Raw genomic sequence first — 26,233 nt, 5'->3', positions numbered from 1 at the left:
TCATAGAAGGATATAAGTTTGTGGAACCAGAAGCCTGATCATGGGCAATCCACAGGCGACATGGCAACGGTCCGAACCGAGCCGTCGTTCTGTCGGCCGTAGTGTCTCAAGCAGTGGAGGGATATACCCGGCCAAAAAGGTTGCTTGAAGGAGAAAATACTACAATGAAGCTCTGGGGCGGACGCTTTACCAGGACAACCGACCGGCTGGTGGAGGACTTCCATTCCTCCATCAGCTTCGACCAGCGCCTTTACCGGCAGGATATTGCCGGGTCAATAGCCCATGCCCGGATGCTGGCAGCGGTGGGGCTCATCACCCCGGCCGAGGGCGAGGCCATTATCAAAGGCCTGGAGGAAATCCGGGCCGACATTGAGGCCGGGCGGGTAACCTTTGATGTGGGCGCCGAAGACATCCACATAAACATCGAAAAGCTGCTCACGGAACGGATCGGCGCGGCCGGCAAAAAGCTGCACACGGCCCGCAGCCGCAACGACCAGGTGGCCCTGGACCTGCGCCTGTATTTAAAAGAGGAAATTCCAGAAGTCAAAAAGCTCCTGGCCGGCCTGCAAAAGGTCCTGGTGGACCTGGCGGCTGAGCACCTGCACACCATCATGCCCGGCTATACCCACCTGCAGAAGGCCCAGCCTGTCACCCTGGCCCACCACCTGCTGGCCTACTTTGAAATGTTCTACCGTGACCAGGAGCGTTTAGACGGGTGCCTGGAGCGGGTGGACGTCATGCCCCTGGGTGCTGGCGCCCTGGCCGGGACGACCCTCCCCATTGACCGGGAGATGGTGGCCCGGGAATTAGGCTTTAAAGAGATCAGCGCCAACTCCCTGGATGCTGTGGCCGACCGCGATTTTGTGGTGGAATTCCTGGCGGCAGCTTCCCTCATTATGATGCATTTAAGCCGCCTGGCGGAAGAAATAATCCTCTGGTCCAGCGAGGAATTCGGCTTTATCGAGCTGGACGACGCCTACAGCACCGGCTCCAGCATGATGCCCCAGAAGAAAAACCCCGACGTGGCTGAGCTGGTGCGGGGCAAGACGGGCCGGGTGTACGGCCACCTCATGGGTATGCTGGCGGTCCTGAAAGGTTTACCCCTGGCCTACAACAAGGACCTGCAGGAGGATAAAGAAGCCCTCTTTGACGCCCTGGATACGGTCAAAGGGTGTCTTATGGTTTTCACCCCCATGCTGGCCACGGCTAAATTCAGGGTTGAGCGGATGCGGGAAGAGGCAGCCCGGGGGTTTGCCACCGCCACTGACGTGGCCGAGTACCTAGTGCGTAAGGGTTTGCCCTTCCGCGAGGCCCACGCCGTGGTGGGGGGCCTGGTCCTCCACTGCCTGGAGCAGGGCAAGTCCTTCCAGGACCTCACCCTGGCCGAGTGGCAGTCCTTTTCACCTCATTTTGCGGAAGACGTCTTTGACTGCATTACCCTGGAAGCCTGCGTCCAGGGCCGCGACCTCCCCGGCGGCCCCTCCCCGGCCGCGGTGCAACAGGCCCTGGAACGGGCCAGGAAGATTCTTGCAGGAATCTACAGCAATATAATAGCGCCCGGACTTTAATAACAGGTCCGGGTTTTTTTCTTATCCTAGCTGGGAAATCTCTAAATTATTACAGAACGGCTACTCAAAAATATTATCCAGTTCTATTATCAGGCCAGGTAAAACTTTTGCTTGTAACGGCGCTTTTCCCGTACGGATATATAAAACAGGAGCTTCCTCCTCAGCACCTTCAAGTATCGAAGACTTCGATTGCTTGAGCGGCGACGTAGGGGTTTTAGTTTATAGCCGTCAATAGAGGCGGTACTACTTCCTCGAAATATTCTTTTACCTGGTTCCAGCTTACCCGGCGCAGGAGCACCGGTTCTTTTTCTTTTTCTGCATCGGCAAAATAGGTCAGGCTTTTCAGCACGTGATACAAGTTAAAGTTGGTCCCTGCAAACTTACGCCGGTAAAATTCCAGGCACTGGCGCAGGTCGGCAATTTCCCGGGCAATAAAATACAGGTCATAAAAATCCTTCCTGCTGCCCCGCGAGGCGATGGCTTCTATTTTCATAGGGGCAATATCTTCAGGGGATGCCACCGGGCAACCCCTAAACGTAGCAAGGGGAAAGATGAGGGGATACCGGTAATACAGAAAACTGACTTTAGTTTCCTGAAAAATGCCGTGCAGGGTGCCCCACTTTTCTTCTAGCAATTGAAAATTGCCCAGGTCCTGGAGTCTCTGCTTGAGTATCAAGGTATCCACCGTACCAGGGGAAAAGAAATCCAGGTCTTCCGAAAGGCGATGACCAAGGTGCAGGGCTAGGGCCGTACCGCCTGCCAGGTAAAAATTTTGCAGCAAGCCGGTAGAGCTTAATAATTCCAGTGCCTCCTGTCCCTGCGGTGGGAGGGCGGACGTAAACACCTGAGGTCATCCTCCTGCAAATGGTAGTAACAACGCCAGAAGTTGCCGGTTTTAGCGGACAATCTAGGGCTCGTCTTGATTACTTCCAGGAGCTCTTCCTCCCTGTACTGTCTCATAACCCACCGGATGGCTCTAGTATCCCCATATTCCAGCAATCGCTCGAGGATAAAATATGACTCATTCCGCCTATCCAGGCTGTCAAAAGGCACATCCCAAAAATACTTTTTTAAAAAAGCCGGTAACCTCAACGGGTATCTCCTGCCCTTTCCCCAGCTTGAGGATAATCTTTTAGCTCTCTTTCAACTTTTTCACCACGATAATTATACCATTTTTTACGGGGATGTGAAAGTTTACCAGTGACTTTTCCTCAAATGGCTGGGAAGATACCGGAAGGGCGGCAGTCCAGGAAATCGAAATGAATCCCTTTACCAGCCTGGTAGGCTGGAATCTCAGTCTCAAGGTAGCCGTGGAGCAGGCCCGGGCCGCCCTCCTTTACCCACCCCACGGCCTGCATACTCTCCTTATCGGCCCTACCGGCAGCGGCAAAACCCTTTTTGACCGGACTATGTTCAGGTACGCCCAAACTTTGGGGCGAGTTACCGGCCAGGCCCAGCTGGTCTCCTTCAACTGCGCCGATTATGCCCACAACCCCCAGCTGCTCATGAGCCACCTTTTTGGCCATGTTAAAGGCGCCTTCACGGGGGCCACCCAGGAAAAGCCCGGCCTGGTAGATGCCGCTCACAAGAGTATCCTTTTCCTGGATGAGATCCACCGCCTGCCCCCGGAAGGCCAGGAAATGCTCTTTTATTTAATGGACAATGGCCAGTACCGGCGATTAGGAGAAACCGGGAGCTACCGTTCCTGCACCACCCTGGTTATCGGCGCTACTACTGCCGACCCCCATTCTTCCTTACTGGCCACCTTTTACCGGCGTTTTCCGGTAGTGATCAACATCCCGGCCCTGACCGAGCGCCCCCTGGCCTGCGAGGCTATCCTGGATGTAGTAACCATGCTTCTGGGTACCCAGGAACAGGTCCGGGCCCTGGCCTTAAATCCCGGCGACAGATTGATACCTTTCGGGAAAGGCCCGGGAACTGGCTACGGAAGTGGATCAAGGCGACGGGGTTTTACTCCTGGTGGATGTAGCCGGGGGTAGCCCGGCCAATATAGCCCTGGAGATGGTTACTGCGGGCAACAGGGCCGTGGTAACCGGTGTTAACCTGCCGATGTTGCAGGAGCTGGCTCCCGGCGGCGGCTATATCCTGGCGCCCTCCAACCACATCGGCCCGCATGTGGCCCCGGAAAGTATTGTGGCTATGTACCGGGCGGCGGCGGAATTGGGGAGATATTAAAAAACGGCGGGGAAAATAGCTGGTATTAAATTTTACTTTATGATACTATAGTTCATTAATCGGAGTGTAAACGGTGATGGTAGGGAGATGGTCCGGTTTAACCGGTTAAGCCAGATTTAACCTGGAGCAAGTGAGCTATTTTCAGCCCCTGCTGGTGCTGCTTTGACGGCAGGTCGGATTCTAAAGGCAAGGATGCCGAATAGGCCGGGAACCCCGCCCGAGCCCGAGGCTGAGCCGTAGGCTGATCCGCGAGGACCAGGGAGCGAGCATAAACAATGCCAGCCTGGAGCGAAGTGATTTTCAGGATAGAAGATGACTTAATGCCAGAGGCCAGAGTTATCCTTAAAGAATCCTTCCGGCTTACACGCCAGGCCGGCAGCAGTATTTGTCCAGGCGGCCAACGGCTTTACAGCAGATATTATCTTGCAGCGGGACGGTAAAGAGGCAAACGGTAAAAGCATCCTGGCGGTGATGGGCCTGGGAGCCAAATGCGGCACCGAACTGGTCATCCGCGCCGAAGGTGAAGATGCCGACCGGGCCCTGGCTACCCTGGTGGAACTGGTGCAGGCAGGCCTGGGCGAAGTCGAGCTAGCAGGGTAACTGCTTAAAAAGGAGATGGCCGTATGCTGAAAGGAATTGCCGCTACGCCGGGAATAGGCATTGGGCCGGTGTACATGATCGAAATGGAACCTGGGGAAGAAGAAAACAACAATAGCCCGTTTTTAGAGGGGCCTGAGGAAATTCAGACCGAGCTGGCGCGGCTGGAGGAAGCCCTTGGCCGGGCTAAAAGGGACCTGGAAGAGGTGGCGGCCAAAACAAGGCAAGAAATCGGTGAGACCTTAATGCACCAGCGGGTAAATGCCATGCTGGAGACTGCCTGCCAGTTACTCCGGGAAGGTGCTCCGCAGATTACTTCCAAGCTCTTCATCCCTGTCGAACTGCAGGCGGGAAGTACGGGCAGCATTAAGCAAATAATATTCTTCGCACCCTGGACAGGGTGCGTTTTTTCTTGCCTGGTTTTAGCTGCCATGATAAGATTTTATGGGAGGGGTAACAGTGGAGGAACAAAAAGTCCTGTTGATGCTGGAAAATATCCAGGCGATGGTTAAAGCCAACCTGGAAGGACAAAAGGCTTTTGAAGAGGCCTTTGAAAGGCGCTTGTCAGCTCTGGAGAAAGGTGTTGATTGTCTTAAGGAAAAAATGCAATGGGCTGCTAATGCCGTCAGCGACCTGAAGCAGGAAGTGGGCGCAATTAAGGGTGAAATAGTATTGCTCAAGGCAGATGTAGCCGAGCTTAAGGCGGAAATGGTGGCGGTAAAAGCGGATGTAGCCGAGCTTAAGGCGGAGATGGCGGCGGTAAAAGAGGAGTTGGCCAACCTGCGTGCCGAAAATACATCTCAACATCAAAAAATGGAAAGGCGTTTAAATGTTTTAGCAGGAGAATTTGGCCGCCAGCATGTTGAAATTGAGATGCTAAAAGCCAATGCAGGATGGTAATCAAGGATGGTGCTCATCGATAGGCCGGAAATAGCGAATTATTCCCTGCCAGAGATAACGAACAGGGTTATTCTGGGTAACGCCCTTGAGGTGCTAAAGAAATTACCGGCAGAGGCAGTGGATACAGTCTTTCTGGATCCACCATATTTTCTCCAGCTACCTAAAAAAGAGTTGAGAAGATGGAAGGTAAATACGGTTGTTGCAGGTGTTGATGATGATTGGGATAAGTTTGGATCTTTTGCGGAGTATGATGAATTCATCTACCGGATTCTTACTGAAATAAAGAGGGTAATGAAGCCCCAGGCCACCATCTGGGTAATTGCTACTTACCATAGTATTTTCCGGATCGGTAAGATTATGCAGGACCTGGGGTACTGGATCCTCAACGATGTTATCTGGGCCAAAACTAACCCCATGCCCAACTGGCTGGGAGTAAGATTTACCAATGCCACGGAGACGCTGATCTGGGCCGTGAAGGACAGGAGTGCTAAAAAATACACCTTTAATAAGAAAGTGGCCAAAGAATTTGGGATAGGTAAAGTTGCTGCTAATATATGGGTTCTACCAATATGTAACGGGACGGAGAGAGTGAAGGATGGGAAGGGGAAGAAATTGCATTCAACCCAAAAACCGGTGGAACTGTTGCGGCGCATAATCCTTACTTCGACCAGGGAAGGTGACGTTGTCCTTGATCCCATGGCCGGGGTGGGGACCACGGGATACGTGGCGCAGGCCCTCAAACGGAATTTCATTATGATCGAGATCAACCCCAAATACGTCGAAGGTATAAAAAGGAGGTTCCAGCAACCGTGGCAATTAACTTTGCCATCCGGGCAAAACCTTATAAACCAAACTTAACTGGCCCGGCAGGATTCTGGCCTTTGTTGTGGAATATGTAAAGGCATTAAACTTCACGGCAGGACGGGGGGAAGGCAGGATGAAGTTTTTTATTTTGGGCTTATATTTTGCAATCCTTATCGTTATTGGCTTTTACAGCTTGAAGAAATCACGGGATGTCGGCGGCTTTTTCCTGGGTAACCGGACCGTGGGCCCCTGGATATCGGCCTTTGCCTACGGGACGACCTACTTCTCCGCCGTTATTTTTATTGGCTACGCCGGCAAGGTAGGCTGGGGTTTTGGCCTCTCGGATTTATGGATCGTCATCGGCAATGCCTTTATCGGTAGTTTCCTGGCCTGGAAGGTACTGGCGCGGCCGACCCGCGAAATGACGGTACGCCTGAATGCTATGACCATGCCCGAGTTCCTGGCAGCGCGTTATGACAGCCCGGCTTTACGGACGGTAGGGGCGCTGTTAATCTTTATTTTCCTGGTTCCCTATTCCGCCTCGGTATATATGGGTTTGAGCTACCTATTTGAACAGGTTTTCCAGATTGACTTTACTACCGCCCTCATCGCCATGGCCGCCCTGACGGCCGTCTACCTGGTCCTGGGCGGTTATATCGCCGTCACCCTGACAGATTTCATCCAGGGCTTGATTATGATCGGCGGCGTTTTTGTCCTGATATATTATGTGATTACCGCGCCGCCGGTGGGCGGCCTGGTCACCGGCATCAGCCGCCTGGCGGCCATAAATCCCCGCCTGGTTTCCCCGGCGGGTCCCAACTGGTTTGCCCTTTTATCCCTGGTGGTCCTTACCAGCCTGGGACCCTGGGGCCTGCCCCAGATGGTGCAGAAGTTCTATGCCATTAAGGATGAGCGTTCCATCTGGCCGGCCACGGTGGTATCCACCCTGTTTGCCCTGATTATTGCCACCGGCGCCTATTTCACGGGTGCCTTTGGCCGCCTTTTTTTCAACAACCAGATGCCCTTACTTAATGGCAAGCCCAACCCGGACCTGGTTATGCCCCAGATTATCAACCAGTACCTGCCGTCCTGGGTGGGGTTGCTCCTGCTCTTGCTGGTGCTGGCGGCTTCCATGTCCACCCTGGCTTCCCTGGTGCTGGTCTCCAGTTCGGCCGTGGCTATCGACCTGGTCCAGGGGGCAGTACCTCACGTTTCACGGCGCACGGTCATGGCTCTACTGCGTTTCTTATGCGTCTTCTTTATCGGGCTGTCAGTATACATTGCCTTAAAACCCACCATAATCCTGGTCCTCATGTCCCTGTCCTGGGGGACGGTAGCCGGGGCCTTCCTGGCACCCTACCTGTACGGTTTGTACTGGCCCCGCACCACTAAAGCCGGGGCCTGGGCGGGACTTTTGAGCGGGCTTATTATATCTCTGGGCTTATCTTTCTATTACCACCTTGATGGTAGCGTTATCCCGACAATTGGCTCCCTGGCCATGATTATTCCCCTGGGTGTGGTACCCCTGGTGAGCCTGGTCACCCCGGCCTTTTCGCGGGAGCATTTAACCAGGGTCTTTGGCCATGGCAGGGTGAGCACGGCAACAACTAAAGGAATGGTGACTGATGATTTGGGATTCGGCAAATGAGTGCCGCCCGCGGGCGGAGATTGAGACTTTGCAACTGGCCCGGCTCCAGGAAACGGTGGCCCGGGTCTACGAGCGGGTGCCTTTTTACCGCCAGGCTATGGATGCCAAGGGTATCCGGCCATCGGATATCCGCACCCTGGCGGATGTCCGCTTGCTGCCCATGACTACCAAGGAGGACTTTCGCCAGAATTACCCCTACGGCCTCTTCGCCGTGCCCCTGAAGGAAGTGGTCCGCCTCCATGCTTCTTCCGGCACTACCGGCAAGCCGGTGGTGGTGGGCTATACCCGCCGGGATATGGAAACCTGGACGGATCTGGTAGCGCGCATGGTTTCCCTGGCCGGCGTGACTGCTGAGGATGTCGCCCAGGTAGTCTTTGGCTACGGCCTTTTCACCGGCGGTTTCGGCCTCCACTACGGCCTGGAGCGGGTGGGGGCGACGGTGGTACCGGCTGCGGCCGGCAACTCCAAGCGGCATATTATGTTAATGCAGGACTTTGGCACCACCGTCCTGGTGGGTACGCCGTCCTACGTCCTGCACCTGGCCGAGGTGGCGGAAGAAGAAGGTGTGAACCCGCGGGAACTCCCCGTGCGCCTGGGCCTGTTTGGCGGCGAGGCCTCCAGCCGGGAGATGCTCCGGGAAATCGAGCGGCGCTGGGGGATGCTGGCCACGGATAATTATGGCCTGTCGGAAGTCATGGGCCCGGGCGTCTCCGGCGAGTGCGAGTACCAGGACGGCCAGCACGTGGCCGAAGACCACTTCCTGGTGGAGATCCTGGACCCGGCCACGGGCGAGCCCTGCCCGCCGGGGGTCAAGGGCGAGGTGGTCATTACCACCCTGACCAAAGAGGCCCTGCCGGTACTGCGCTACCGCACCCGGGATATCTCCTCCCTGAACTTTGAGCCCTGCCGCTGCGGCCGCACCACGGCGCGCCTGGCCAAGATCACCGGCCGTACGGACGACATGCTTATAATCCGCGGTGTCAACGTTTTCCCCTCCCAGGTGGAGAGCATCCTTATGGAAATCGGCGGGGTGTCGCCCCACTACCAGCTCATCGTCACCCGGCGCAACTATCTGGATGAACTGGAAATCCAGGTGGAAGTAGATCCGGAGTTTTTCAGCGACCGCTACCGCCAGCTGGAGGAACTGGAAGAAAAGGTGGTCGACCGCCTGCATACGGTGCTGCAACTCAAAGCCCGGGTGCGCCTGGTAGAGCCCCACAGCATTCCCCGGAGCGAGGGCAAGGCCCGGCGGGTGGTGGACCTGCGGCCGAAATGAGCTAATGGTTCCTTATCGCCACCTCGTTAATTAAGGTGTCAATTTGGGTATTTTCATAATGCCTTATTGACGCCTAAATTATTAATTATGTATTATGGTGTTGAAAAGATTCCCCATAAAGTTAGAGGGTGGCGACTCCATGCGTACTATCCAGATTCAAGTCGCCCTTCAGCAGCAAAAAATCTCATTATTGGAACGCAAGCACCGTGAAGGGTATGTTAAAAAACCTGTTGAAGCGGGTGAATTTGATATCTGGGAAGCCGAACAGGAGTGGGAGAACCTGTGAATTCATTTAAGCCGCCGGATAAAAGGCGGCCTGTTTTAATTTTAACTCGTCCGGATTAGGGCGGGTCTGCAGTGTGGGAAGAGGTGGAAGTGTGCGGGAACTGTTAATCGGTAACCATGCCCTGGCCCGGGGCGCCTGGGAAGCCGGGGTGCGGGTGGCCGCTGCCTACCCGGGGACGCCGAGTACGGAGATCATCGAAGCCCTGGCCCGTTACCCGGAAGTTTATGCCGAGTGGGCCCCCAACGAGAAAGTGGCCCTGGAGGTGGCCATCGGCGCGGCCATAGGCGGTGCCAGGTCTCTGGCAGCCATGAAACACGTGGGCGTCAATGTGGCCGCCGATCCCCTGATGACCCTGGCTTACACCGGCGTTAACGCCGGCCTGGTCCTTGTATCGGCCGACGACCCGGGGCTTTTTAGCTCCCAGAACGAGCAGGACAACCGTTTTTACGCCCGTTTGGCCCAGATCCCCTGCCTGGAGCCGGCCGACAGCCAGGAAGTTAAGGATATGACCATGCTGGCCTTTAGTCTTAGCGAGGAATTTGATACCCCGGTCATGCTGCGCCTGACCACCCGGATTGCCCATTCTTACAGCCTGGTGGAACTGGGCCAGCGCCGGGAAGTGCCGCTGAAGGATTATGTCAAACAGCCCGCCAAGTACGTCATGCTACCGGCCTTTGGCAAGGTGCGCCATCGGGTGGTGGAAGAAAGGCGTCTCAAACTGGCTGCCTATGCGGAAACTACACCCCTGAACCGGGTGGAATGGGCCGACCGGCGCGCCGGCGTCATTACCGCGGGTATTTCTTACCAGTACGTCAAAGAGGCTTTGCCCGGGGTTTCGATATTGAAACTGGGCTTAACCTATCCTTTCCCGGAGAAGCTGATTCGCGATTTTGTAAGGGCGGTGGAAACCTGCTATGTGGTGGAAGAACTGGAACCCTTCCTGGAAGATCAAATCCGCGCCTTGGGCCTGCCCGTAACTGGCAAGGAACTGGTACCCCGGGTGGATGAGTTGAGTAGCCTCATTGTTGCCCGGACGGTAGGCGCCCGGGTGGCAGCCGTGGCTCCCGAGCTGGTTTGCCCCGACCTGGCCGCAGTAGCTTTACCCGCGATGACCGCTGCCGGGAATCCAGCCGCAGGCAGCACGGTTTTAGCACCAGGAGAGGCAGAGGGGGTGCGGGAACAAGGGACCGCGACGGCTGCAGCGGGTGAGGAGGTAGCGGCCGCCTCCGGCCAGGGAGGTGCAGCCGCGCCGGCGGCTACCCTGACCGGGTTCCCGGCCGCTGCCGATCTCCCCGGCCGGCCGCCCCTCATGTGCCCGGGCTGCCCCCACCGCGGCGTCTTTTACGTCCTGAAGAAGCTCGGGCTGGTGGTGGCCGGCGACATCGGCTGCTATACCCTGGGAGCTACACCGCCCCTGCAGGCCATGGATACCTGTATCTGCATGGGGGCCAGCCTGGGTGTGGCCATGGGCCTGGAGAAGGCCCGGGGCCCGGAGTTTGCCCGCCGGGTGGTGGCGGTTATCGGGGATTCCACCTTCCTGCACTCAGGAATGACCGGCCTCCTGGACATGGTTTATAATGGCAGCAACGGCACCTTGATTATTTTAGACAATGGTACCACGGCCATGACGGGGCACCAGGATCACCCGGGTACCGGTTATACCGCCGCCCAGCGGCCGGCCCCCAAAGCGGACCTGAAGCAAATCGCCCGGGCCCTGGGGGTGCAGCGGGTGCAGGTGGTCGATAGCTACGACCTGGAGGCGGTGGAAAAGGCTATCCGCGAAGAAACGGCGGCAGCCGGACCTTCGGTAATTATCGCCCGCCGTCCCTGCGCCCTTTTGAATAAGGAGAAAGAAGCAGTCTATATAGTAGATAAGGGAAACTGCCTGGGATGCCGGTACTGCCTGGAACTGGGCTGCCCGGCCCTGTCCTTTAAGGAGCAGCAGGCAGTCATTGATCCGGTCCAGTGCAACGGCTGCGGCCTCTGCACCCAGATTTGCCCTGGTGAGGCCATCAGGAAGGCGGGTGAAGAAGATGAGTAACGGCGTGATTAACGTCCTGCTGGTGGGCGTCGGTGGCCAGGGGACGATCCTCGCTGGCCGCGTTCTCTCCCTGGCCGCCCTTTCCCTGGGGGGCGAGGTCAAGGTTTCCGACATCCACGGCATGGCCCAGCGCGGCGGCAGCGTGGTGACCCAGGTACGCTTTGGTCCCCGCGTCTATGCCCCGGTCATGGCCCCGGGTACGGCCGACTTCCTGGTGGCCTTTGAGAAACTGGAGGCACGCCGCTGGCTGCCTTACTTAAAGTTGGACGGCTGGCTCATTGTCAACGACCAGGAGATGCCGCCTCTCCCCGTCCTCACCGGGGCGGGCACCTACCCGGAGGACCTGGTGGGAGAGATGGGCCGGCTGGTTAACAATATGCTGGCCCTGGACGCCCTGGAACTGGCCCGCCGGGCCGGGAACGTGAAGAGCGCCAATATGGTCCTCATGGGCGCCCTGGCGCGGCGGTTGCCCATCAGCCGGGAGGCCTGGGAAGAGGCCCTGGCGGTCTCAGTACCGGGGCGGTTTTTAGAGGTTAACAGGAAGGCCTTTTACCTTGGCTGGGACCAGAACGGGTAACATACTAAAATAAAAAGGTCATACCTCCCAGGTTATCCCGGTAGGTATGACCTTTAGTGTTAGATCTGGAGTGCCATGGATTTTTAGTAGGCATTTATTTTTTGCCTCCCTGTTCCCCGAGTTCGACAGTTGCTAGGTGAATAATAAGCGCAACAGCTTGTTGCGCAAGGGTTTCAGGGATCGGCTTTTTGGGCGCGTGTTACTAGGGACCCTTTCTGGCCTTTGTTTCGACCGCGATTATTTGCGGCGGTTCCTTTATCCCAAGGGTCTTGAAGATATGCTGCTGTGGCGGGGTTGTTTCCGTCCTTTGGAGTACCCTGCCCTCAGGACCAACAAATTCGCCCAGGTGCATGCGTTCCAGGGTCTGGCGGATGTTCCGCCAGCTATCCTGCACTTTCGTTTCAGCTACCCGGATTAGGAGCAGTCCCAGCCAGCACAGGAGGACGTGAGCATGGATGCGGTCGCTCAGGCGATGATAGACCGGCCGCAGCTCTAAGGACTGCTTCATGGTGCGGAAGGCATCCTCTACCTCAAGCAGTTGCTTGTAGCCGAGGGCCACGTCTTCAGCACTTATGGTATCGTCCGAGGTTCTTAAAAGGTATTTGCCGTCCAGCTTCTCTTCAGCTTTCACCCTGGCCGCATCGATATAGGGTTGTCCCTTCTTGTCGGTCTTGAGATAGCGGCCATAAGTGGGATGGGCAATGAGCTGGCAGCAGGCTTTAGTATGGGGTTCGCCTTTGAGGTCCCCAATGGCCGCTAATTCTTCCTTGAGGCGGGCCAGGATTTTCTCCCGCTCCAGTCTGTCTTTTTCTGCTTCTTTAGGGTTACGTACCAGGATATATCGTACCCTTTTTTCGCCGTCGCCGACGATAACTTCTTTAACTTCAAGGTTATCCTTGACAGTTTTGTAACGGCCCGGCCGGGCAAGGGCCTCTGCCACCGTATCCTTGCCGCTGCGCATCTTTTCGCCGGCAATGTAGTGGCCGCCGGCGCGCTGGAGGTAACGAAGGTTGTCTTCCGAAGCAAAACCGCGGTCGACAACAGTAATGACCCGGCCCAGTTGCCAGCCCACCAGGTCCTTTTTGACTTGCTCGATTACCGCCATGTCGGCGGTGTTACCCGGCCAGACCCAGCAGCGTACCGGCAGGCCCTCCCTGGTGACAGCCAGGCCGATTACCACCTGGGGTAAATCCGGCCGGTGGTCCTTGGAGTTGCCTTTACGCCGAAGGTGCTGCTTATGGTCCTCCGGATTATCCTCCTCTTCCACTTCAAAGTAGGTGGAGGTGGTATCGAAGTACAGGAGATCGACTTCCAGGTTGAAGAGGTGGGCCACGGAGAAGAAGATATCCTTTTGCAGTTCTTCAGCAGCCTCCAGTAAGAAGTCCATGGCTCGGTAAAGGTTTTGCACCGGCACGTCCGGGAGGCCGGGAATGAAAACATCGTGGCTGACCCAATCCTCGGTCTTAAGTTTACTGGCCGGGTTCAAAGCCCGGTTGGCTACCATAGCGAAGATGGCTCGTTCTACCGGCGCCTGGAACTTACGTTTGGCCAGCAGCCCGGCTAAAACGCGGTTGATACCCAGCTGGTTCCAGAGCTCGTTTAACACCCAGGCGCCACCTATAGGCCGGCTGGAGACAAAAGTTAGGGGAGCGCTGCCGTTTAACTCTGCCTGGGTGCGTAAAGCCTCTTCCGGTCCCAAAAAACGCGTAATACTCTTTACCAGGCGGACCAGGGCTTCCCGGTCTACATCCTCTTCGCGGCCGAAGTTGAAGAGTACTTTGGCTTTCGGGTAGCCGGCCTTGGGGTCCCAGACGTTGTGGGCAAGCTGGATATAACGGACAACAGAGCCGTCCTTGTTTTTGCGGGAAATAGTTCTTATGTACATGTCTATATTATAGCGCATGTACTACATTACCATCAAGTTTTAATCCCGAAATCGTGTGCCTATGTGATTTTTGATTTTTGAGCTCTCCCAAGATCGGGAAACGTTGATTTATAAGGGTTCTTCATCTGAAAAGCAGTCATTTTTGCCTAGCAACTGTCGAACTCGGGTGTTCCTGAAGCCGTCCCAGGGGATCTATGACGCGGTTAGAAGACTGCCCCATTTGCTATTGTAGACGTTGGGTCGTGACCCGATTGCCGGGCCGGGACGCCTAACGTGCCATATGGGTTTGGTGGCAATAAACACCTCCATGGCTACCTGCATCACACCTTGCCCAGGCTAAGCCGGCAAGGTATAATGCTTGCAAGAGTATATCCTGGCATTTCCATGTGGTAAGCCGCCAGTAGTTTACCAGCGGCTTTTTTATTACTGGCTGTAAGGAAAAATCGATTATTAGGGGAGGTTTACATAATTATGCAGATGCTTGACTTAATCCGCCGCAAGCGGGAGGGCCAGGCCCTGGCGCCGGCGGAAATTGAGGCCATGATTCAGGGTTATACGGCCGGGACAATCCCCGACTACCAGATGGCGGCCTTCCTAATGGCCGTCTATTTCCGCGGCCTGGATCAGGAAGAGACGGCGGCCCTCACCCGGGCCATGGTGGCCTCGGGGGAGCAGCTTGACTGGAGTTCTATCCCCGGGGTGAAGGTCGACAAGCACAGCACCGGCGGTGTAGCCGATACAACTACGCTGGTCCTGGCACCCTTGGTAGCGGCTGCCGGGGTACCGGTGGTGAAGATGTCCGGCCGGGGCCTGGGCCACACCGGCGGTACCATTGACAAGCTGGAGGCCATTCCCGGCTTCCGGGTGCAGCTCTCCCGGGAGGAGATGGTCCGGCAGGTGAAGGAAATCGGGCTGGCCATTACGGCCCAGACGGGGAACCTGGTGCCGGCTGACGGCAAACTCTATGCCCTGCGGGATGTAACGGCAACGGTAGAGAGCAGGCCCCTCATTGCCAGCAGTGTCATGAGCAAAAAAATCGCCGCCGGCGCTGAGGCCATAGTTCTCGATGTCAAGGTTGGCAGCGGCGCCTTTATGCCCGACCTGGCTTCGGCCCGGGAACTGGCCCGGCTTATGGTGGCCCTGGGACGGGAGATGGGCCGACGGGCGGTAGCCGTAATTACCAATATGGATGAGCCCCTGGGGATGATGGTAGGCAATGCCCTGGAAGTAAGAGAAGCTATTGCCGTATTATCCGACGGCGGGCCGCGGGAACTGCGGGAGGTGTGCCTCACCCTGGGCAGCCAGATGCTTTTGCTTGCCGGTGCCGCCGGGAGCAGCCAGGAAGGCCGCCGGCGCCTGGAAACCTTGCTGGCCGGAGGCCAGGGGCTGGATAAATTCCGGCAGTTTATTGCCGCCCAGGGCGGCGACCCGGCAGTGGTGGACCGGCCGGAATTCCTGCCTAGGGCGGCCGATCAGGTGACGGTAGCCGCACCGGCCAGCGGTTACATCAGCACCGTCCAGGCCCGCCTGGTAGGCGAGGCGGCCATGCTCCTGGGAGCCGGGCGGGTCACCAAGGAAAGCCCCGTTGACCCGGCGGTAGGTATTGAACTTAAAAAGCGCCGGGGAGATTATGTTAGCGCTGGCGAGCCCCTGGCCGTCTTCCACGTCAACGACCGGACCAACCTGGAGGCGGCCAGGGAAAGATTCCTGGCGGCCTATACCCTGGCAGCAGAGCCGCCGGCCCCCCAGCCGCTGGTGTATGAGATAATAGGTGATTAAGCACCTGCCCGGGGGTAACGATAGATTGACTTCGCCAAGAAGAGAGTGGGGTATATATCATTGACCCCTGGTTCCCCCGAAGGTTTTTGGGAAAAATCAAGAAGTTACATTGCACCAGACCTCATGGCAGCGTGGTTATCACGATGTAGATAGCCGTTCCCAGGACCAGCAGAGGCACGCTGCGCTGGAACTGCGCCTGAGGCACCAGGGAAAATAGGCGGCAACCCACTTGGCCGCCCAGGATGGCAAAGGGGATCAAAGAGACGGCCGTCAGGGTGATGTGACCGTCGATGGCCCCCAGGAGGGTTAAAAGAAGAAGGCTGGACGGGTAGACCAGGGTAAAGTAGGCGGCCGTTGTGGCCCGGAAGCGGTCTTTGGGTAGCTGCAGGTTGCTCAGGAAAAGGATAATTGGCGGTCCGGGCATACCGATGCTCCCCGTCAGGAAACCGGAGATGCTGCCCGCAATCCTTTCCCAGAAGCAACCGGCGGCATTTTTCACCGTCATGCCGCTCAAGAGCAGCAGGCTACACAGAGCGGTGACAATACCGATGATAAACTTGAGCTGCTGTACGTCAAAATGCAGGAAAACGTAAGCCCCCAGGGGAATCCCTAGGATACTGCCCAGGAAAAGGTTTTTCACCACCGGTAGTAAAACAGCCTTACGGACGCGCAAAGTCAACAGAGAGAGGGAAACGAAGGAAATAATAATATTAATACCCACAGCGGTATGGGGGTCGTAGATCAGGAGCAAAAGAGGTACTGAAATCAGGGCAAAACCGAAGCCGGTTATTCCCTGTAAAGCGGCGGCCAGGCAGACTATGACAGCCGCTGCCAGCCAGACGGCAATGCTACCGGGCATAACGGGTCATCTCCCGTAGGGCTGCTTCCCATTTTTCCTTTGGCGCCAGTTTGATCGCTCGCTCCAGGCCAACATTAATCAAGAGTGCCCTTAAAAGTTTCTCCCTGGCATCATGATCTGCAGGACCGCCGCAAAGGAAGCCTCCAATTAACTCTATTTTCTCAGGGACTGCTTCTTTGTAAGTTTCCCAATTAATTGCCTGGGGATGGAGTTCGGGAGCAATTTTTGGTGTCATCACCGGTCCCACCTTTCTGAACTACGTTCTCTTTGTTCAGGTAGTCAAGTATGTAATACACAAATTCCGCAAAATCAGCCAGCCTCTCTTTAAGGAGATCATAGATTTCTTCAGCAGTAACATCGGCATAACCGTGCACCAGGCGATTACGATAGCCAGCCATGCCTTGGATCTTTAGCATAAATTCCATGGGGATAACGCCGTTTTTTCCCAACAAGGTAATGATGCTTTTATAATCTTCCGGCCGGCCCAATCCTTTTTTAGCTATAATATGCCGGCCAATATCCAGGAGCGCTTCTAGAGCTCGGCGCAGATGGTGCTCGGCGATGGCAAAGTTATCGTTATTGGCTATAAACTCTTCTTTTGTTAAAGCCAATAGATAAGTCTAAGGTTGATTGAAGAAGGCACCTTGTCTGATCGCCTCCTCAACTTCCCGCTCATAGAAGTTGATTTCTTGCTTAAAATCAAGATAGTCCCGCATTATCCGGTCTTCTATGTCAGTACGGAAATCCTCATCTATTGAATAGAAGACAATCCCCTATCTCAATAATTTGCTTCTAGCTCGTTAAATCTCCTGCTCTCTTAGATTTTCATTTTTTATGATGAAGTCCAAAAGGGCAGACTAAGCCTCCATCATCGTCCACAACAACAAGACGATGGTTTAATCTTTAAGTCTTGGGCAGTTACCCTCACCACTTCTTGCCCTCGGCTACCCTATCATGTCTCCCGGGGTCTATGCCCTGTTTCATTCCTTCGTTCGGCCTTTTGAGGGCGGGTGGGTTGTGCCAGTACTTACAAGCAGGGTCTATGCCCTTATGGAGATGATATGGCTTCCCCCACCCAAGACTTTTTACCTTGTGTTTGGGTTTTTACTTAAGCTGCTTGCTGTAATTGGGCGCGGCGATAGTCGCCTAACACTTTGTCAGAGTCGTAGTTTTCTTTCTTCCTGGCCAGGCCGTACATCACCCGTAGCAATTTTACGGCTATGGCTATTAAGGCCTGCTTTTTCTTTAAGGGGTTTTCCCGCCTGGTCAGGAAGTAGTGGTACAACGCTTTAAATTCACGGTTCTTGGCTACTAGAGTTAGACTGGCTTGGTATAACAGGTTCCTTAATTCGGCTCGCCCGCGTTTGGATATTTTGCTTTGCCCGTTCTTCTGCCCGGAACTTTGTTCGCTTAAGTTCAGTCCGGCGAGTTTTTGGATTTGCTTCCAGTGCTCGTAATTTTGGGGATCGCCTATTTCGCCTAAAAAGCCGGCTACTGTTACCAGGCCTATACCGGGGATGCTTAATAAATTGCCTGCGATATCTATTCCTGCCAAAATATCGGCCATGGCTGCTTCTGTTTGCTCGATTTGCTTCTGGTAAAAGGCTATTTCGTCCAGGCAGGCGTTTAGCTTGTGTTGGGCTCCGGTTAATCCTTCGGTTACTCCTATGGACCCCTGGGCCGTCTGGTAGAGGGCCTGGGCTCTTTTCATCCCTACCCGGTGGTTACTGGCTTCTTTTAATGCAGTGGCTAATTCTTCGAGTTTATAGGCTAATATTAACCTGGGGAAGGGACAGTTCCTTAAGACCCATTGGGCTGCTTTGCCTAACAGGTTTTTGAATACTTGCCCCAGCTCGGGGAAGTATTCGTCCAGGATGGCCTGGAGTTGGTTTAAGGCGCTGTTTAGTTTCCGGCGTTGCTGCCGCCGGGTTACGGTCAGGTTCCTTAGTTCGGCATATTTTCCTTTGGGCAAAAGGCAGTGGAGGAAATTCCCGTCCTTGACTACTTTGGCTATTATCCCGGCGTCTTTTCGGTCGTTCTTGGTGGGGGAGTTATCTACTTCCTCTTTCCGCCTTTTGACGTGATAGGGATTGACTATCACTACTGTATAACCCTGCTCCTGGAGAAACCATGCTAAGGGTTTCCAGTAGTGGCCGGTGGGCTCCATGCCGATTACTACTTTTGTTGCCCTGGCTTTTTCTTTGGCTTCTTCCATTTGTTAGTGTAAAATTACAGTAGGCAGGAGGAAAAAGGAGCAAAAAAGAGAAAAGAGACCTCACAAGAAGAAAAACACCGTAAAAGGAGTGAGGTCTCTTTATGGTAAACGGTAATACCAGTACCGCTACCATCTTTAGTTTATTAGATGGTATCGAGAATTTCAACACTCTAGAAGAAGTTATCCTGCAAATAGCCAGGCGATTATTGGTAGCCGTACTGGAAGCCCTGGATGATGCCCTTATGCCAGCAAAACCCAAGAGATATAGGATAGCTGGCTTCCGCTACCGCACAATCACCTGCCTGTACGGGGATATAACCTTTAAGCGCCGACTATATGTCAAAGCGACGCGCAAAAAGAAAAGAGGCGAGGGAAGGTTTCTGTTAGACGAAGCCCTGAACTTACGCCAAGGAAAGCGCCTGACAGGAAGACTGCTCAAATTAGCCGTATCGCTGGCAACCCGGTTACCCTTCAGGCAGGCAGCGGAAATAATGGCCGAAGCAGGGATGGGCCAATTAAGCCATATGACCATCCATAGCGAAGTAAAACGAAATGGACTGGAACAAAAAGGACTGCAAGAAGCCCTGCGCAACAAGCTATTCGTGAGCGGGGAAGAGCCCCAAGGCAAAAAGAAAAAAGTACCGGCACTATTTATCGAAGCCGATGGCATAATGATTCCCCTGCAAAGGAGCAAGCAAGAGCGGATAGAAGTAAAAGTAGGAATAGTATACGAAGGGTGGATAGAAAAAGGGAATGCCCGGCATCTCAAGAACCCGCGGGTAGTAATGGGCATCTATGAAGATGGAGAACAATTTTGGGAAGCCCTCACCACGGAAATAGCCAGGTACTACGAGATAGACGAAAAAACAATATATGTGGTCAATGGCGACGGAGCCAGCTGGATCCAGAAGACAGCCAAAGAACAGTTACCAGGAGCCATTGTACAATTGGACCGCTACCACCTCCACCGGGATATAAGGCAGGCTTATGGGAACGAAACAGCGCGAGGATTAATGGAGATTTTAGCCAAAGGTCAAGAGCAGGTCTTTTTGGACACCATGGAAGCACTCATAGAAGAAGCACCGAACCGCAAAAACAAGCAACAACGCCAAAAAGTATATGACTACTGTCAAAGATATCGCGATAACCTGTTAGATTACCGCTTGCGGTTACCACGACAACTGGAAGGGCTAAAGTTATACGGGATGGGCGTAGCCGAAACAACAGTAGACAAAAAAATAGCCATTCGCATGAAAAAGAGGGGAATGAGCTGGAGCGAAGCAGGAGCAACGGCCATGGTAGCATTACTTATGCTCAAAGCCAATGGAGAATTAGCCGCATGGCTAGAAAAGAAGATGCCACAAGTAGAAAAGAATCCCGTTAAAGTAATAAAAGAAAAGAAGATAGTTAAAGAAGACGTAGAAGCATGGTTAAGGAAGAGAGTACCAGCCCTTGTTGGCCCTGAGGCGGGAACAGATTGGGTTAAATATACCTTGAGGCAACTAACAAGAATTAGTGGAGCTATATTCTAACCCCTTTTCCGGCTTAATTAGAGCAGGCAGTAATTCGCGAAGCCTGTCAAGGTCGCCGTAGGCGGCCGCAGGCTTTAACCTTGACAGGCGCAGAGAATTACTGCACAATACTCCGGAGCCGGAAAAGGTGTTGGATATATATGGGATTTTTATGTGAGGTCTCTTTTTGCCTACTACATCTTGACACGTACCTTCCATTTTTGCCACTAGACGATAATAGCCTTCTTTGCTATTATGAAACTTGAAGGGTTTGACCACATCCAGTTCGATTTGGTTATAGATCCGTGCCCAGTGATTGTGCTTGGCTACGTCGATCCCGACAATTATCACTTCTCCATGGACCAGTAATTTCTTTTGCACTTCATTCATTCGGTTTCTCGCCTCCTGGTGGGTTTGTTTGTTTTGGTCTATTATTTTTTTACCAGGAGGCTTTTTTATTGGCAACACCTACCTTAATTCATTACAGGAATGCTTACTAACCGGCCATGCCTGGAAGGCACAACCAATCATGAAAATAGAAAGAAGTGATTACAAACATCTGATTTTCTGCTACATTGGACTTATCAGGGACAAAGGTTGAGTACATTTTGATGGTATAACCTCGAGTACTAACCTAACCTGATTGCCTTTGAGCACAGCCAATTGTCGCCCCTTGTTCTTAAGGACTTGGGAACAGCACGGGTGTTAAACTTCTTACTTTCTCGGGCAATCATCCCTGAAATCCAATGAAGCAGGAGGAGTTCTTATGCAAGACATCTTGGAAACCTGCTGTGGTTTGGACGTCCATAAAGATACCGTGGTTGCCTGCCTATTAAAAGGCAATATTGGCGAGGAACCGACAAAAACCATCCGCACCTTTTCCACCCTTCTGCCCGGGCTTGATGAACTGAAAGCCTGGCTGGAAGCAGAGAACTGCCGCCATGTGGCCATGGAAAGCACCGGGGTTTATTGGCAGCCTGTATATAACGTCCTGGAAGAAGCCTTTGACGGCAGTATGGTTTTGATTGTTGCCAACGCCCGGCACATGAAAAACGTTCCCGGTAAAAAGACTGACATGAAGGACGCTGAATGGATAGCTACCCTTTTACGCGCCGGATTGTTGGAAGGAAGTTTTATCCCCTCCAAACCTATCCGGGAACTCCGTAATCTAACCCGGTACCGCAAAAGTATTATCGAAGAGATTGCGTCGCAAAAGAACCGCATCGAAAAGCACTTACAAAGCTGCGGTTTCAAGCTCTCCACCTTCCTCACCGATATCTTCGGGGTATCGGGCCGGGCGATTATGGATCACCTTTGCCGTCACGGGAAGATATCCGCCCGGGAAGTAGAGACTTTGGTAAAGGGTCGTGCCAAGAGTAAGCTTCAGGAAATCAAGCAGGCTGTCAATGGCAAAATGGATGTTCACCAAAGGGAGTTCCTCAAGCTTTTGCTGGGCTGGCTGGATCAGCACTACGAGCATCTTCGATTGGTAGAGCAAAAGCTGGAGGAAAAACTTAATCAATACCAAAGACAACTGGAACAACTGGACGGCATCCCGGGGATTGACAAAACCGCTGCCGCCGCTATTCTGGCGGAAATTGGCATCGATATGAGCCGCTTTAAAACTGCGGAACATATCTGTTCCTGGGCGGGCTTAAGCCCCGGCAATAATGAAAGTGCAGGAAAAAAAAGTCCACTCGCACCACCCACGGTAACACCTATCTAAAGCGAATTCTTTGCGAAGTTGCCTGGTCCATCACCCGGGTACGCGACAGCTATTTATCGTCCTGGTACTGGAAGGTCAAGCAACGCCGCGGGGCCAAGAAAGCCCTTATCGCTTTAGCCAGAAAGCTCCTGGTAATCATTTACAACTTACTAAAAAACGGTACAGACTACGACGAGACTGCATTTGAGAAAGCCAAACAAAAGCAAGAAAGGTTTCGGATCAAGAAAATTATTGCTGAGGCCCGGAAGCTGGGACTCGAGGTAAGGGAAGTCGCCCAGGTCGTTTAACACTATACCCTCAAAAAGGATTAACCTGGCTGATGCAAGTTCATGCATCTGCTAGCTTATTATTGCCTTTTTACGCCCTGCCTGGTAGGGTTATTTACTTGATGAAGATCATTTGTTAGGTTATTTTCGTGTTAATTATTTCAAAACCCAGGACGACTGGTACTTTTTGTAAAAAAGTATATCTACCGGGGCGTGGAGCTTTTCTTCTAGTTCTAGCTGGATAGATATAGCCAGAGTGATATTATGGTACTGGTGGTTATAACTTTTAAATAAAACAGCGAAGTCATAGTCACTATCGGCATAAGCAGTACCATCAGTCCTGGAGCCAAAAAGGTAGGCCACGTCAACCCCGTACTTTTGTAAAACGGGTTTTATTTTTTCGAGGCGCTTTAATGTTGCTTTCGCTATCATGACCTTACTTTGCACCTGCTATTCCAGAAACTTTCAGCCTCATTTTAACAGAGAAACGGTGGAATAGCAATTTGCTTTTGAGGGCTTCATGGGATCCCAGCAGTTATCAAAGGGAGAAAGGTGGGATAAAGTTAAACGATTTTTGGGCAAACCACTCAATTTATTTTATCGCCGAAAATAAATAAAAAAAATCGACTACCAAAGCAGGAATATCAAAATTGACGCAGAATATATCATCTATCATAGATCATCAATTATCGAGGTGGAGCAATTGAAGAGCCGGGAAGACAATCATTACCTCCTGGAAATAACCCAGCCGGAGGCCGAAGCAATCCTTAAACGCTCTCGCCTGGCAATTATCCCTGCCGGTAGCGTGGAACAACATGGTCCGCACCTGCCCTGCGGTACGGACCATTACGCCATTATGGTTATTGCCCGGCAGGTAGCTGCAGGGCTGGATGGCCTCCTGCTCCCTTTTAGCCATGCCGGCGTTACCCCCTTTCATGCCTCTTTTGTCGGTACTTTAACTCTGCGGCAGGAAACATATATAAACCTTTTGATGGATGTCGCCGCCAGCGTAATCAAACACGGGGCGAAACGCATTCTTATCTTGAACTGGCATGAAGGCAATACCGCGGCCATTAATTATGCTGCCTCCCAGCTCCAGCAACAGTATGACGTCCGATGTGTGGTGGCCCAGGCCTGTTATATTGCTGCCCAGCTTTACCAGGAGGAAGCCGAATTAACTCACGCCGGGGCTTTAGAAGCCCTCCCGGTACTGGCTTACCGGCCTGAGCTGGTAAGGCTGGAGCTGGCTACCAACCCTTCCCCTTACCAGGCAGCCAGGGAAATGGACGCCCTGCGGCGTTCAAGGTCGGTTTACCCCCTGCTTGCTGACATCCGGCAGATAGCGCCTACCGGCTGGTACGGTGACCTGAGCATTGTCAATGAAAAGAAGGCGCAGGAACTGGTAGAGCGCGTAAGCTCAGAAATCATACAGGCAGTGCAAGAAGTTTTTAAACGTCTGGATACGTAACATGGAAGGATGAAAGCCAGTGGTTACCAGGGTTAACCTCAAACAGGCCGTTTTTCAACCGGCAGCGGGGCGAAGGGTGGCGGAACTGGTCTCGGCAAAAACTACCGGGGCTACGGGTGTTACCTGTCGTCTTGTCGAGATCTATGCTGAAGACCAGGGTGGGGCAAGGCAGCCCCATGTCCATGATGATTTTGAAGAAGTAATTTATGTACTAGATGGGGAGGGGAAAGCGTGGGTTGATGGTGAAGTAATTGATATCACTCCGGGCGATCTCATTGTTATACCAATAAAAGCCGGGCACCGGATTATAAATCCGGGGGCTGGGGATTTGCGTATACTCTGTTTTTTTCCGGCGGCAGCGGTGGCGATTCCTTAAATTTTATCTTTCAAATTAATTATCTAAAAGGAGAGGGGTTAAACAATGTCCTACGAACCAGTAAGGGTGGCGTCAATCGGCCTCGGGCGCTGGGCCAACATCATGGCTAATGCCATTGAACGCAGCGAGAAATTAAAGATAGTCGCTTGTTATTCCCGGAGCGTGGGCAAACGGGAGGCCTTTGCCGCCAAACACAACTGCGAGATAGAAGATAACCTGGAGTCATTATTGAAACGTGATGATATTGAAGGGGTTATCGTCACCACTCCCAATGACCAGCACGCGCCGGTAATTGAAGCTGCAGCCGCTGCGGGTAAACATGTTTATGTTGATAAACCCATCGCCGTTAGCCTCGATCACGCCAGGCGCATTGAAAAAGCCGTCCGCGACGCCGGCGTCGTCTTTACCGTTGGCCACAGCGCCCGGCGCCTGGCAGGGGTACGTAAAATTAAAGAACTGATGGACAGCGGCCGTATCGGCGAAGTATCCATGATTGAGACCAACTTTTCCAACGAACGGGGTATGGAATTGCAACCCGGCAACTGGCGTGGTGACAGGCTGATGGCGCCGGGTGGCCCCTTAACCCAGCTTGCGGTTCACCATGTCGACAGCCTGCAATACCTGCTGGGTCCTGTAGTCCGGGTTTTCTCCTTTATGAAATCCATGTATACGCCGGTTGATCAAGATACGGCCACCATGACCATCTGCGAGTTTGCCAGTGGTAAGCTGGCTTATATTGGTGCCAACTGGGCTTCCCCGGGCGTATTCTTTATGAACGTTTATGCCACGAAAGCCACTCTCTTCTACGACCTGGATTTCGGCTGGTGGAGCAAGGCTGATGTAGTTGATGATCACAGCAAGCTCATTTTGAGGGAATTTACCAGCAAGGGCGATGACCCTGATAACCGCTTCTTACACGATGTACCCGTCACCCTGGAACGCGGCGATATGTTCCGCGAGCAATTTGAAGACTTTGCCGATTCTATTCGCGGTCTCAAAGCGGCGCCGGAAATTGACGCCGCCCAGGCCATTCACAACATTGCCGTAGTTCTGGCGGCAGTAGAATCCTCTAAAACAGGAAAAGCGGTGGAGATTGAGGATATATTAAAAAGCTGACTTACATTTAAACAGGGTATTTGACTATAAAAAGGCCATTTGATTTTTCCTATTACCTCCCCTGTTATGTCCCGGTGCGGGAGGCGGATAATTTCCCGCACCGGGAATAAATGCAGCCCCGGTGGGAAAATCGTTTATCGGCCGGCGGAGAAAGCAAGCAAAGGAGAGAGGGTCTTGAGCCCTTATATTGTACTTTCCACCTCACCTACATTTACCAGGTATTCCAGCATGGCCAAGCAAATACTGGAAGAGCATCACTGCCGCCTGGTAATGATTCCACCTGAAGAGATGCGACGGCGTGACGATTTTAGAGAAATATTGCTAGAAGCAGATGCCTGGGTTGTCGGTACTAATAAAGTCCTGGCTGCAGATCTGGAACAGGCTCCAAAGTTGAAGGTCATCGTTAAACATGGTACAGGTATCGATAGTATCGATGTAGAAGCGGCGGCCCGGCGGGGGATTATTGTAGCTAATGCGCCCGGAACCAATGCCAGTGCGGTAGCCGACTTGACCATCGGCCTCATGATTGCTGCTGCGCGGCAGATTGTTATTGCTGACCAGCGGACGCGCCAGGGTTTATGGGGACCGATCATGGGGTTTGATATATATGGTACGACTTTGGGAATTGTAGGCCTGGGCCAGATAGGGCGCGGGGTTGCCAGGCGAGCCCGGGGCTTTCAAATGAATATCCTGGGTTATGATATAGTTCATGATGCCGAATTTGAAAAGGAAAACGGAGTACAGCCGGCAAGTTTAGAAGAAATCCTGGCTACAGCAGATTTTGTAACCCTGCATTTACCTTTGACAGAAAGTACCCGGCAGCTCATCGGCGTACAGGAACTGGCCCGGATGAAAACTACTGCTTTTCTAATCAATACCAGCAGGGGCGAGCTGGTTGATGAAGCAGCCCTTTATGAGGTTTTGCAACAGAAAAAAATTGCCGGGGCGGCTTTAGATGTTTTTCAGATGGAACCCCCGCTGGATTCCGCCCTGTTGAAACTGGAGAATGTAATAGTAACGCCGCACATGGGCGGTTATACCTACGGTTCTATGGCCTTGACCAGTGAAATTGTGGCCCGCACGATTGTTAATGTGTTGACCGGGAAACCCCCTTTATATGAAGTAAAGGTGAGTTAGGA

At 53.4% G+C, this 26,233-nt stretch carries 24 protein-coding genes and 4 pseudogenes; 19 read left to right on the top strand and 9 right to left on the bottom strand.

Annotated features, from left to right (window positions below; translation table 11 throughout):
- Positions 1–164: 164 nt before the first annotated feature.
- Entirely contained in the window at positions 165–1,568 is a 1,404-nt protein-coding gene (gene argH / locus MGLY_RS04380; protein WP_156272087.1) for an argininosuccinate lyase, read from the top strand.
- Positions 1,569–1,782: 214 nt separating this feature from the next.
- On the opposite strand, the gene MGLY_RS04375 is transcribed toward argH, so the two are convergent.
- Both MGLY_RS04375 and MGLY_RS18735 read right to left on the bottom strand, forming a co-directional pair.
- Positions 1,783–2,412, bottom strand: a complete 630-nt coding sequence (locus MGLY_RS04375) for a nucleotidyl transferase AbiEii/AbiGii toxin family protein (RefSeq protein ID WP_211662074.1) — start codon at positions 2,410–2,412, stop codon at positions 1,783–1,785.
- A complete protein-coding gene (locus tag MGLY_RS18735) occupies positions 2,361–2,660 on the bottom strand; it encodes a DUF6922 domain-containing protein (RefSeq protein ID WP_422880102.1) in 300 nt (99 codons plus the stop codon). The genes MGLY_RS04375 and MGLY_RS18735 overlap by 52 nt, the downstream gene beginning before the upstream one ends.
- A 161-nt stretch (positions 2,661–2,821) precedes the next feature.
- Here MGLY_RS18735 and MGLY_RS04370 point away from each other — a divergent pair.
- The 11 genes and pseudogenes from MGLY_RS04370 to MGLY_RS04320 all read left to right on the top strand — a co-directional run.
- Positions 2,822–3,385 (top strand): annotated as a pseudogene (locus MGLY_RS04370) (sigma 54-interacting transcriptional regulator); the annotation flags it as partial.
- 133 nt (positions 3,386–3,518) lie between these two features.
- On the top strand, positions 3,519–3,764 hold the full coding sequence (locus MGLY_RS04365; protein WP_170290917.1) for a PTS sugar transporter subunit IIA: 246 nt from the start codon (positions 3,519–3,521) through the stop codon (positions 3,762–3,764).
- A gap of 393 nt (positions 3,765–4,157) precedes the next feature.
- Positions 4,158–4,364 (top strand): annotated as a pseudogene (locus MGLY_RS04360) (HPr family phosphocarrier protein); the annotation flags it as partial.
- A gap of 23 nt (positions 4,365–4,387) precedes the next feature.
- A complete protein-coding gene (locus tag MGLY_RS04355; protein WP_156272082.1) occupies positions 4,388–4,873 on the top strand; it encodes a phosphoenolpyruvate-utilizing N-terminal domain-containing protein in 486 nt (161 codons plus the stop codon).
- Complete coding sequence (locus MGLY_RS04350; RefSeq protein ID WP_156272081.1) at positions 4,821–5,261, top strand: hypothetical protein; 441 nt, start codon at positions 4,821–4,823, stop codon at positions 5,259–5,261. Before MGLY_RS04355 ends, MGLY_RS04350 begins: the two co-directional genes overlap by 53 nt.
- Positions 5,262–5,267: 6 nt before the next feature.
- The gene (locus tag MGLY_RS04345; RefSeq protein WP_156272079.1) at positions 5,268–6,119 is read left to right on the top strand and encodes a DNA-methyltransferase; all 852 of its coding nucleotides are present in this window, start codon (positions 5,268–5,270) and stop codon (positions 6,117–6,119) included.
- Positions 6,120–6,198: 79 nt separating this feature from the next.
- Positions 6,199–7,713, top strand: coding sequence for a sodium:solute symporter family transporter (locus MGLY_RS04340; RefSeq protein WP_156272078.1), 1,515 nt, complete (start codon positions 6,199–6,201; stop codon positions 7,711–7,713).
- Positions 7,691–8,989: a phenylacetate--CoA ligase family protein gene (locus MGLY_RS04335; RefSeq protein WP_156272076.1), complete on the top strand. Its 1,299-nt coding sequence runs from the start codon at positions 7,691–7,693 to the stop codon at positions 8,987–8,989. The genes MGLY_RS04340 and MGLY_RS04335 overlap by 23 nt, the downstream gene beginning before the upstream one ends.
- 139 nt (positions 8,990–9,128) lie before the next feature.
- Positions 9,129–9,275 (top strand): hypothetical protein, encoded by a 147-nt coding sequence (locus tag MGLY_RS04330; RefSeq protein ID WP_156272074.1) that lies wholly within the window; start codon positions 9,129–9,131, stop codon positions 9,273–9,275.
- A gap of 91 nt (positions 9,276–9,366) precedes the next feature.
- Positions 9,367–11,316 (top strand): thiamine pyrophosphate-dependent enzyme, encoded by a 1,950-nt coding sequence (locus tag MGLY_RS04325; RefSeq protein ID WP_170290916.1) that lies wholly within the window; start codon positions 9,367–9,369, stop codon positions 11,314–11,316.
- On the top strand, positions 11,309–11,893 hold the full coding sequence (locus MGLY_RS04320) for an indolepyruvate oxidoreductase subunit beta (protein WP_156272070.1): 585 nt from the start codon (positions 11,309–11,311) through the stop codon (positions 11,891–11,893). Before MGLY_RS04325 ends, MGLY_RS04320 begins: the two co-directional genes overlap by 8 nt.
- A 202-nt stretch (positions 11,894–12,095) precedes the next feature.
- Here MGLY_RS04320 and MGLY_RS04315 read toward each other — a convergent pair whose 3' ends face one another.
- Positions 12,096–13,778: an IS1634 family transposase gene (locus MGLY_RS04315; RefSeq protein ID WP_422880108.1), complete on the bottom strand. Its 1,683-nt coding sequence runs from the start codon at positions 13,776–13,778 to the stop codon at positions 12,096–12,098.
- Positions 13,779–14,249: 471 nt separating this feature from the next.
- Between MGLY_RS04315 and MGLY_RS04310 the strand changes: the two genes are divergently transcribed.
- Entirely contained in the window at positions 14,250–15,557 is a 1,308-nt protein-coding gene (locus MGLY_RS04310) for a pyrimidine-nucleoside phosphorylase (protein WP_156272066.1), read from the top strand.
- A gap of 121 nt (positions 15,558–15,678) precedes the next feature.
- Here the strand turns inward: MGLY_RS04310 and MGLY_RS04305 are convergent, their stop codons facing one another.
- The 4 genes and pseudogenes from MGLY_RS04305 to MGLY_RS04290 all read right to left on the bottom strand — a co-directional run.
- Positions 15,679–16,416 (bottom strand): sulfite exporter TauE/SafE family protein, encoded by a 738-nt coding sequence (locus MGLY_RS04305; RefSeq protein WP_156272065.1) that lies wholly within the window; start codon positions 16,414–16,416, stop codon positions 15,679–15,681.
- Positions 16,406–16,651: a hypothetical protein gene (locus MGLY_RS04300; RefSeq protein ID WP_156272063.1), complete on the bottom strand. Its 246-nt coding sequence runs from the start codon at positions 16,649–16,651 to the stop codon at positions 16,406–16,408. The genes MGLY_RS04305 and MGLY_RS04300 overlap by 11 nt, the downstream gene beginning before the upstream one ends.
- Positions 16,608–17,027 carry a type VII toxin-antitoxin system HepT family RNase toxin gene (hepT, locus tag MGLY_RS04295; protein WP_156272061.1) on the bottom strand — a complete coding sequence of 140 codons (420 nt, stop codon included), beginning with the start codon at positions 17,025–17,027 and terminating at the stop codon, positions 16,608–16,610. Before hepT ends, MGLY_RS04300 begins: the two co-directional genes overlap by 44 nt.
- 497 nt (positions 17,028–17,524) lie before the next feature.
- A pseudogene (locus MGLY_RS04290) lies at positions 17,525–18,625 on the bottom strand (IS110 family RNA-guided transposase); the annotation flags it as partial.
- Positions 18,626–18,732: 107 nt separating this feature from the next.
- Between MGLY_RS04290 and MGLY_RS04285 the strand changes: the two are divergent.
- Positions 18,733–20,163 (top strand): ISLre2 family transposase, encoded by a 1,431-nt coding sequence (locus MGLY_RS04285; protein ID WP_156272057.1) that lies wholly within the window; start codon positions 18,733–18,735, stop codon positions 20,161–20,163.
- Here MGLY_RS04285 and MGLY_RS18730 read toward each other — a convergent pair.
- The gene (locus MGLY_RS18730) at positions 20,134–20,532 is read right to left on the bottom strand and encodes a hypothetical protein (RefSeq protein ID WP_156272055.1); all 399 of its coding nucleotides are present in this window, start codon (positions 20,530–20,532) and stop codon (positions 20,134–20,136) included. The two genes, MGLY_RS04285 and MGLY_RS18730, sit on opposite strands and share 30 nt — an antisense overlap.
- A gap of 376 nt (positions 20,533–20,908) precedes the next feature.
- Here MGLY_RS18730 and MGLY_RS04275 point away from each other — a divergent pair.
- Positions 20,909–22,155, top strand: a pseudogene (locus tag MGLY_RS04275) (IS110 family RNA-guided transposase).
- A 135-nt stretch (positions 22,156–22,290) separates the two neighbouring features.
- On the opposite strand, the gene MGLY_RS04270 reads toward MGLY_RS04275, so the two are convergent.
- Entirely contained in the window at positions 22,291–22,581 is a 291-nt protein-coding gene (locus tag MGLY_RS04270; RefSeq protein WP_211662073.1) for a nucleotidyltransferase family protein, read from the bottom strand.
- 256 nt (positions 22,582–22,837) lie between these two features.
- On the opposite strand from MGLY_RS04270, the gene MGLY_RS04265 reads away from it, so the two are divergent.
- The 4 genes from MGLY_RS04265 to MGLY_RS04250 all read left to right on the top strand — a co-directional run bounded on the left by MGLY_RS04265 (position 22,838) and on the right by MGLY_RS04250 (position 26,231).
- Positions 22,838–23,602 carry a creatininase family protein gene (locus MGLY_RS04265; RefSeq protein WP_156272051.1) on the top strand — a complete coding sequence of 255 codons (765 nt, stop codon included), beginning with the start codon at positions 22,838–22,840 and terminating at the stop codon, positions 23,600–23,602.
- A gap of 19 nt (positions 23,603–23,621) precedes the next feature.
- Positions 23,622–23,978, top strand: coding sequence for a cupin domain-containing protein (locus tag MGLY_RS04260; protein ID WP_156272049.1), 357 nt, complete (start codon positions 23,622–23,624; stop codon positions 23,976–23,978).
- A 45-nt stretch (positions 23,979–24,023) separates the two neighbouring features.
- Positions 24,024–25,094, top strand: coding sequence for a Gfo/Idh/MocA family protein (locus MGLY_RS04255; RefSeq protein WP_156272047.1), 1,071 nt, complete (start codon positions 24,024–24,026; stop codon positions 25,092–25,094).
- A gap of 228 nt (positions 25,095–25,322) precedes the next feature.
- Positions 25,323–26,231: a phosphoglycerate dehydrogenase gene (locus MGLY_RS04250; protein WP_211662072.1), complete on the top strand. Its 909-nt coding sequence runs from the start codon at positions 25,323–25,325 to the stop codon at positions 26,229–26,231.
- Positions 26,232–26,233: the final 2 nt, after the last annotated feature.

The organism is Moorella glycerini (assembly GCF_009735625.1).
In the GTDB taxonomy this organism is placed as follows: Bacteria; Bacillota; DSM-521; order Neomoorellales; family Neomoorellaceae; genus Neomoorella; species Neomoorella glycerini.
Note: the sequence above shows the minus strand (reverse complement) of the source record. Positions and strands in the feature narration are given on the sequence as shown.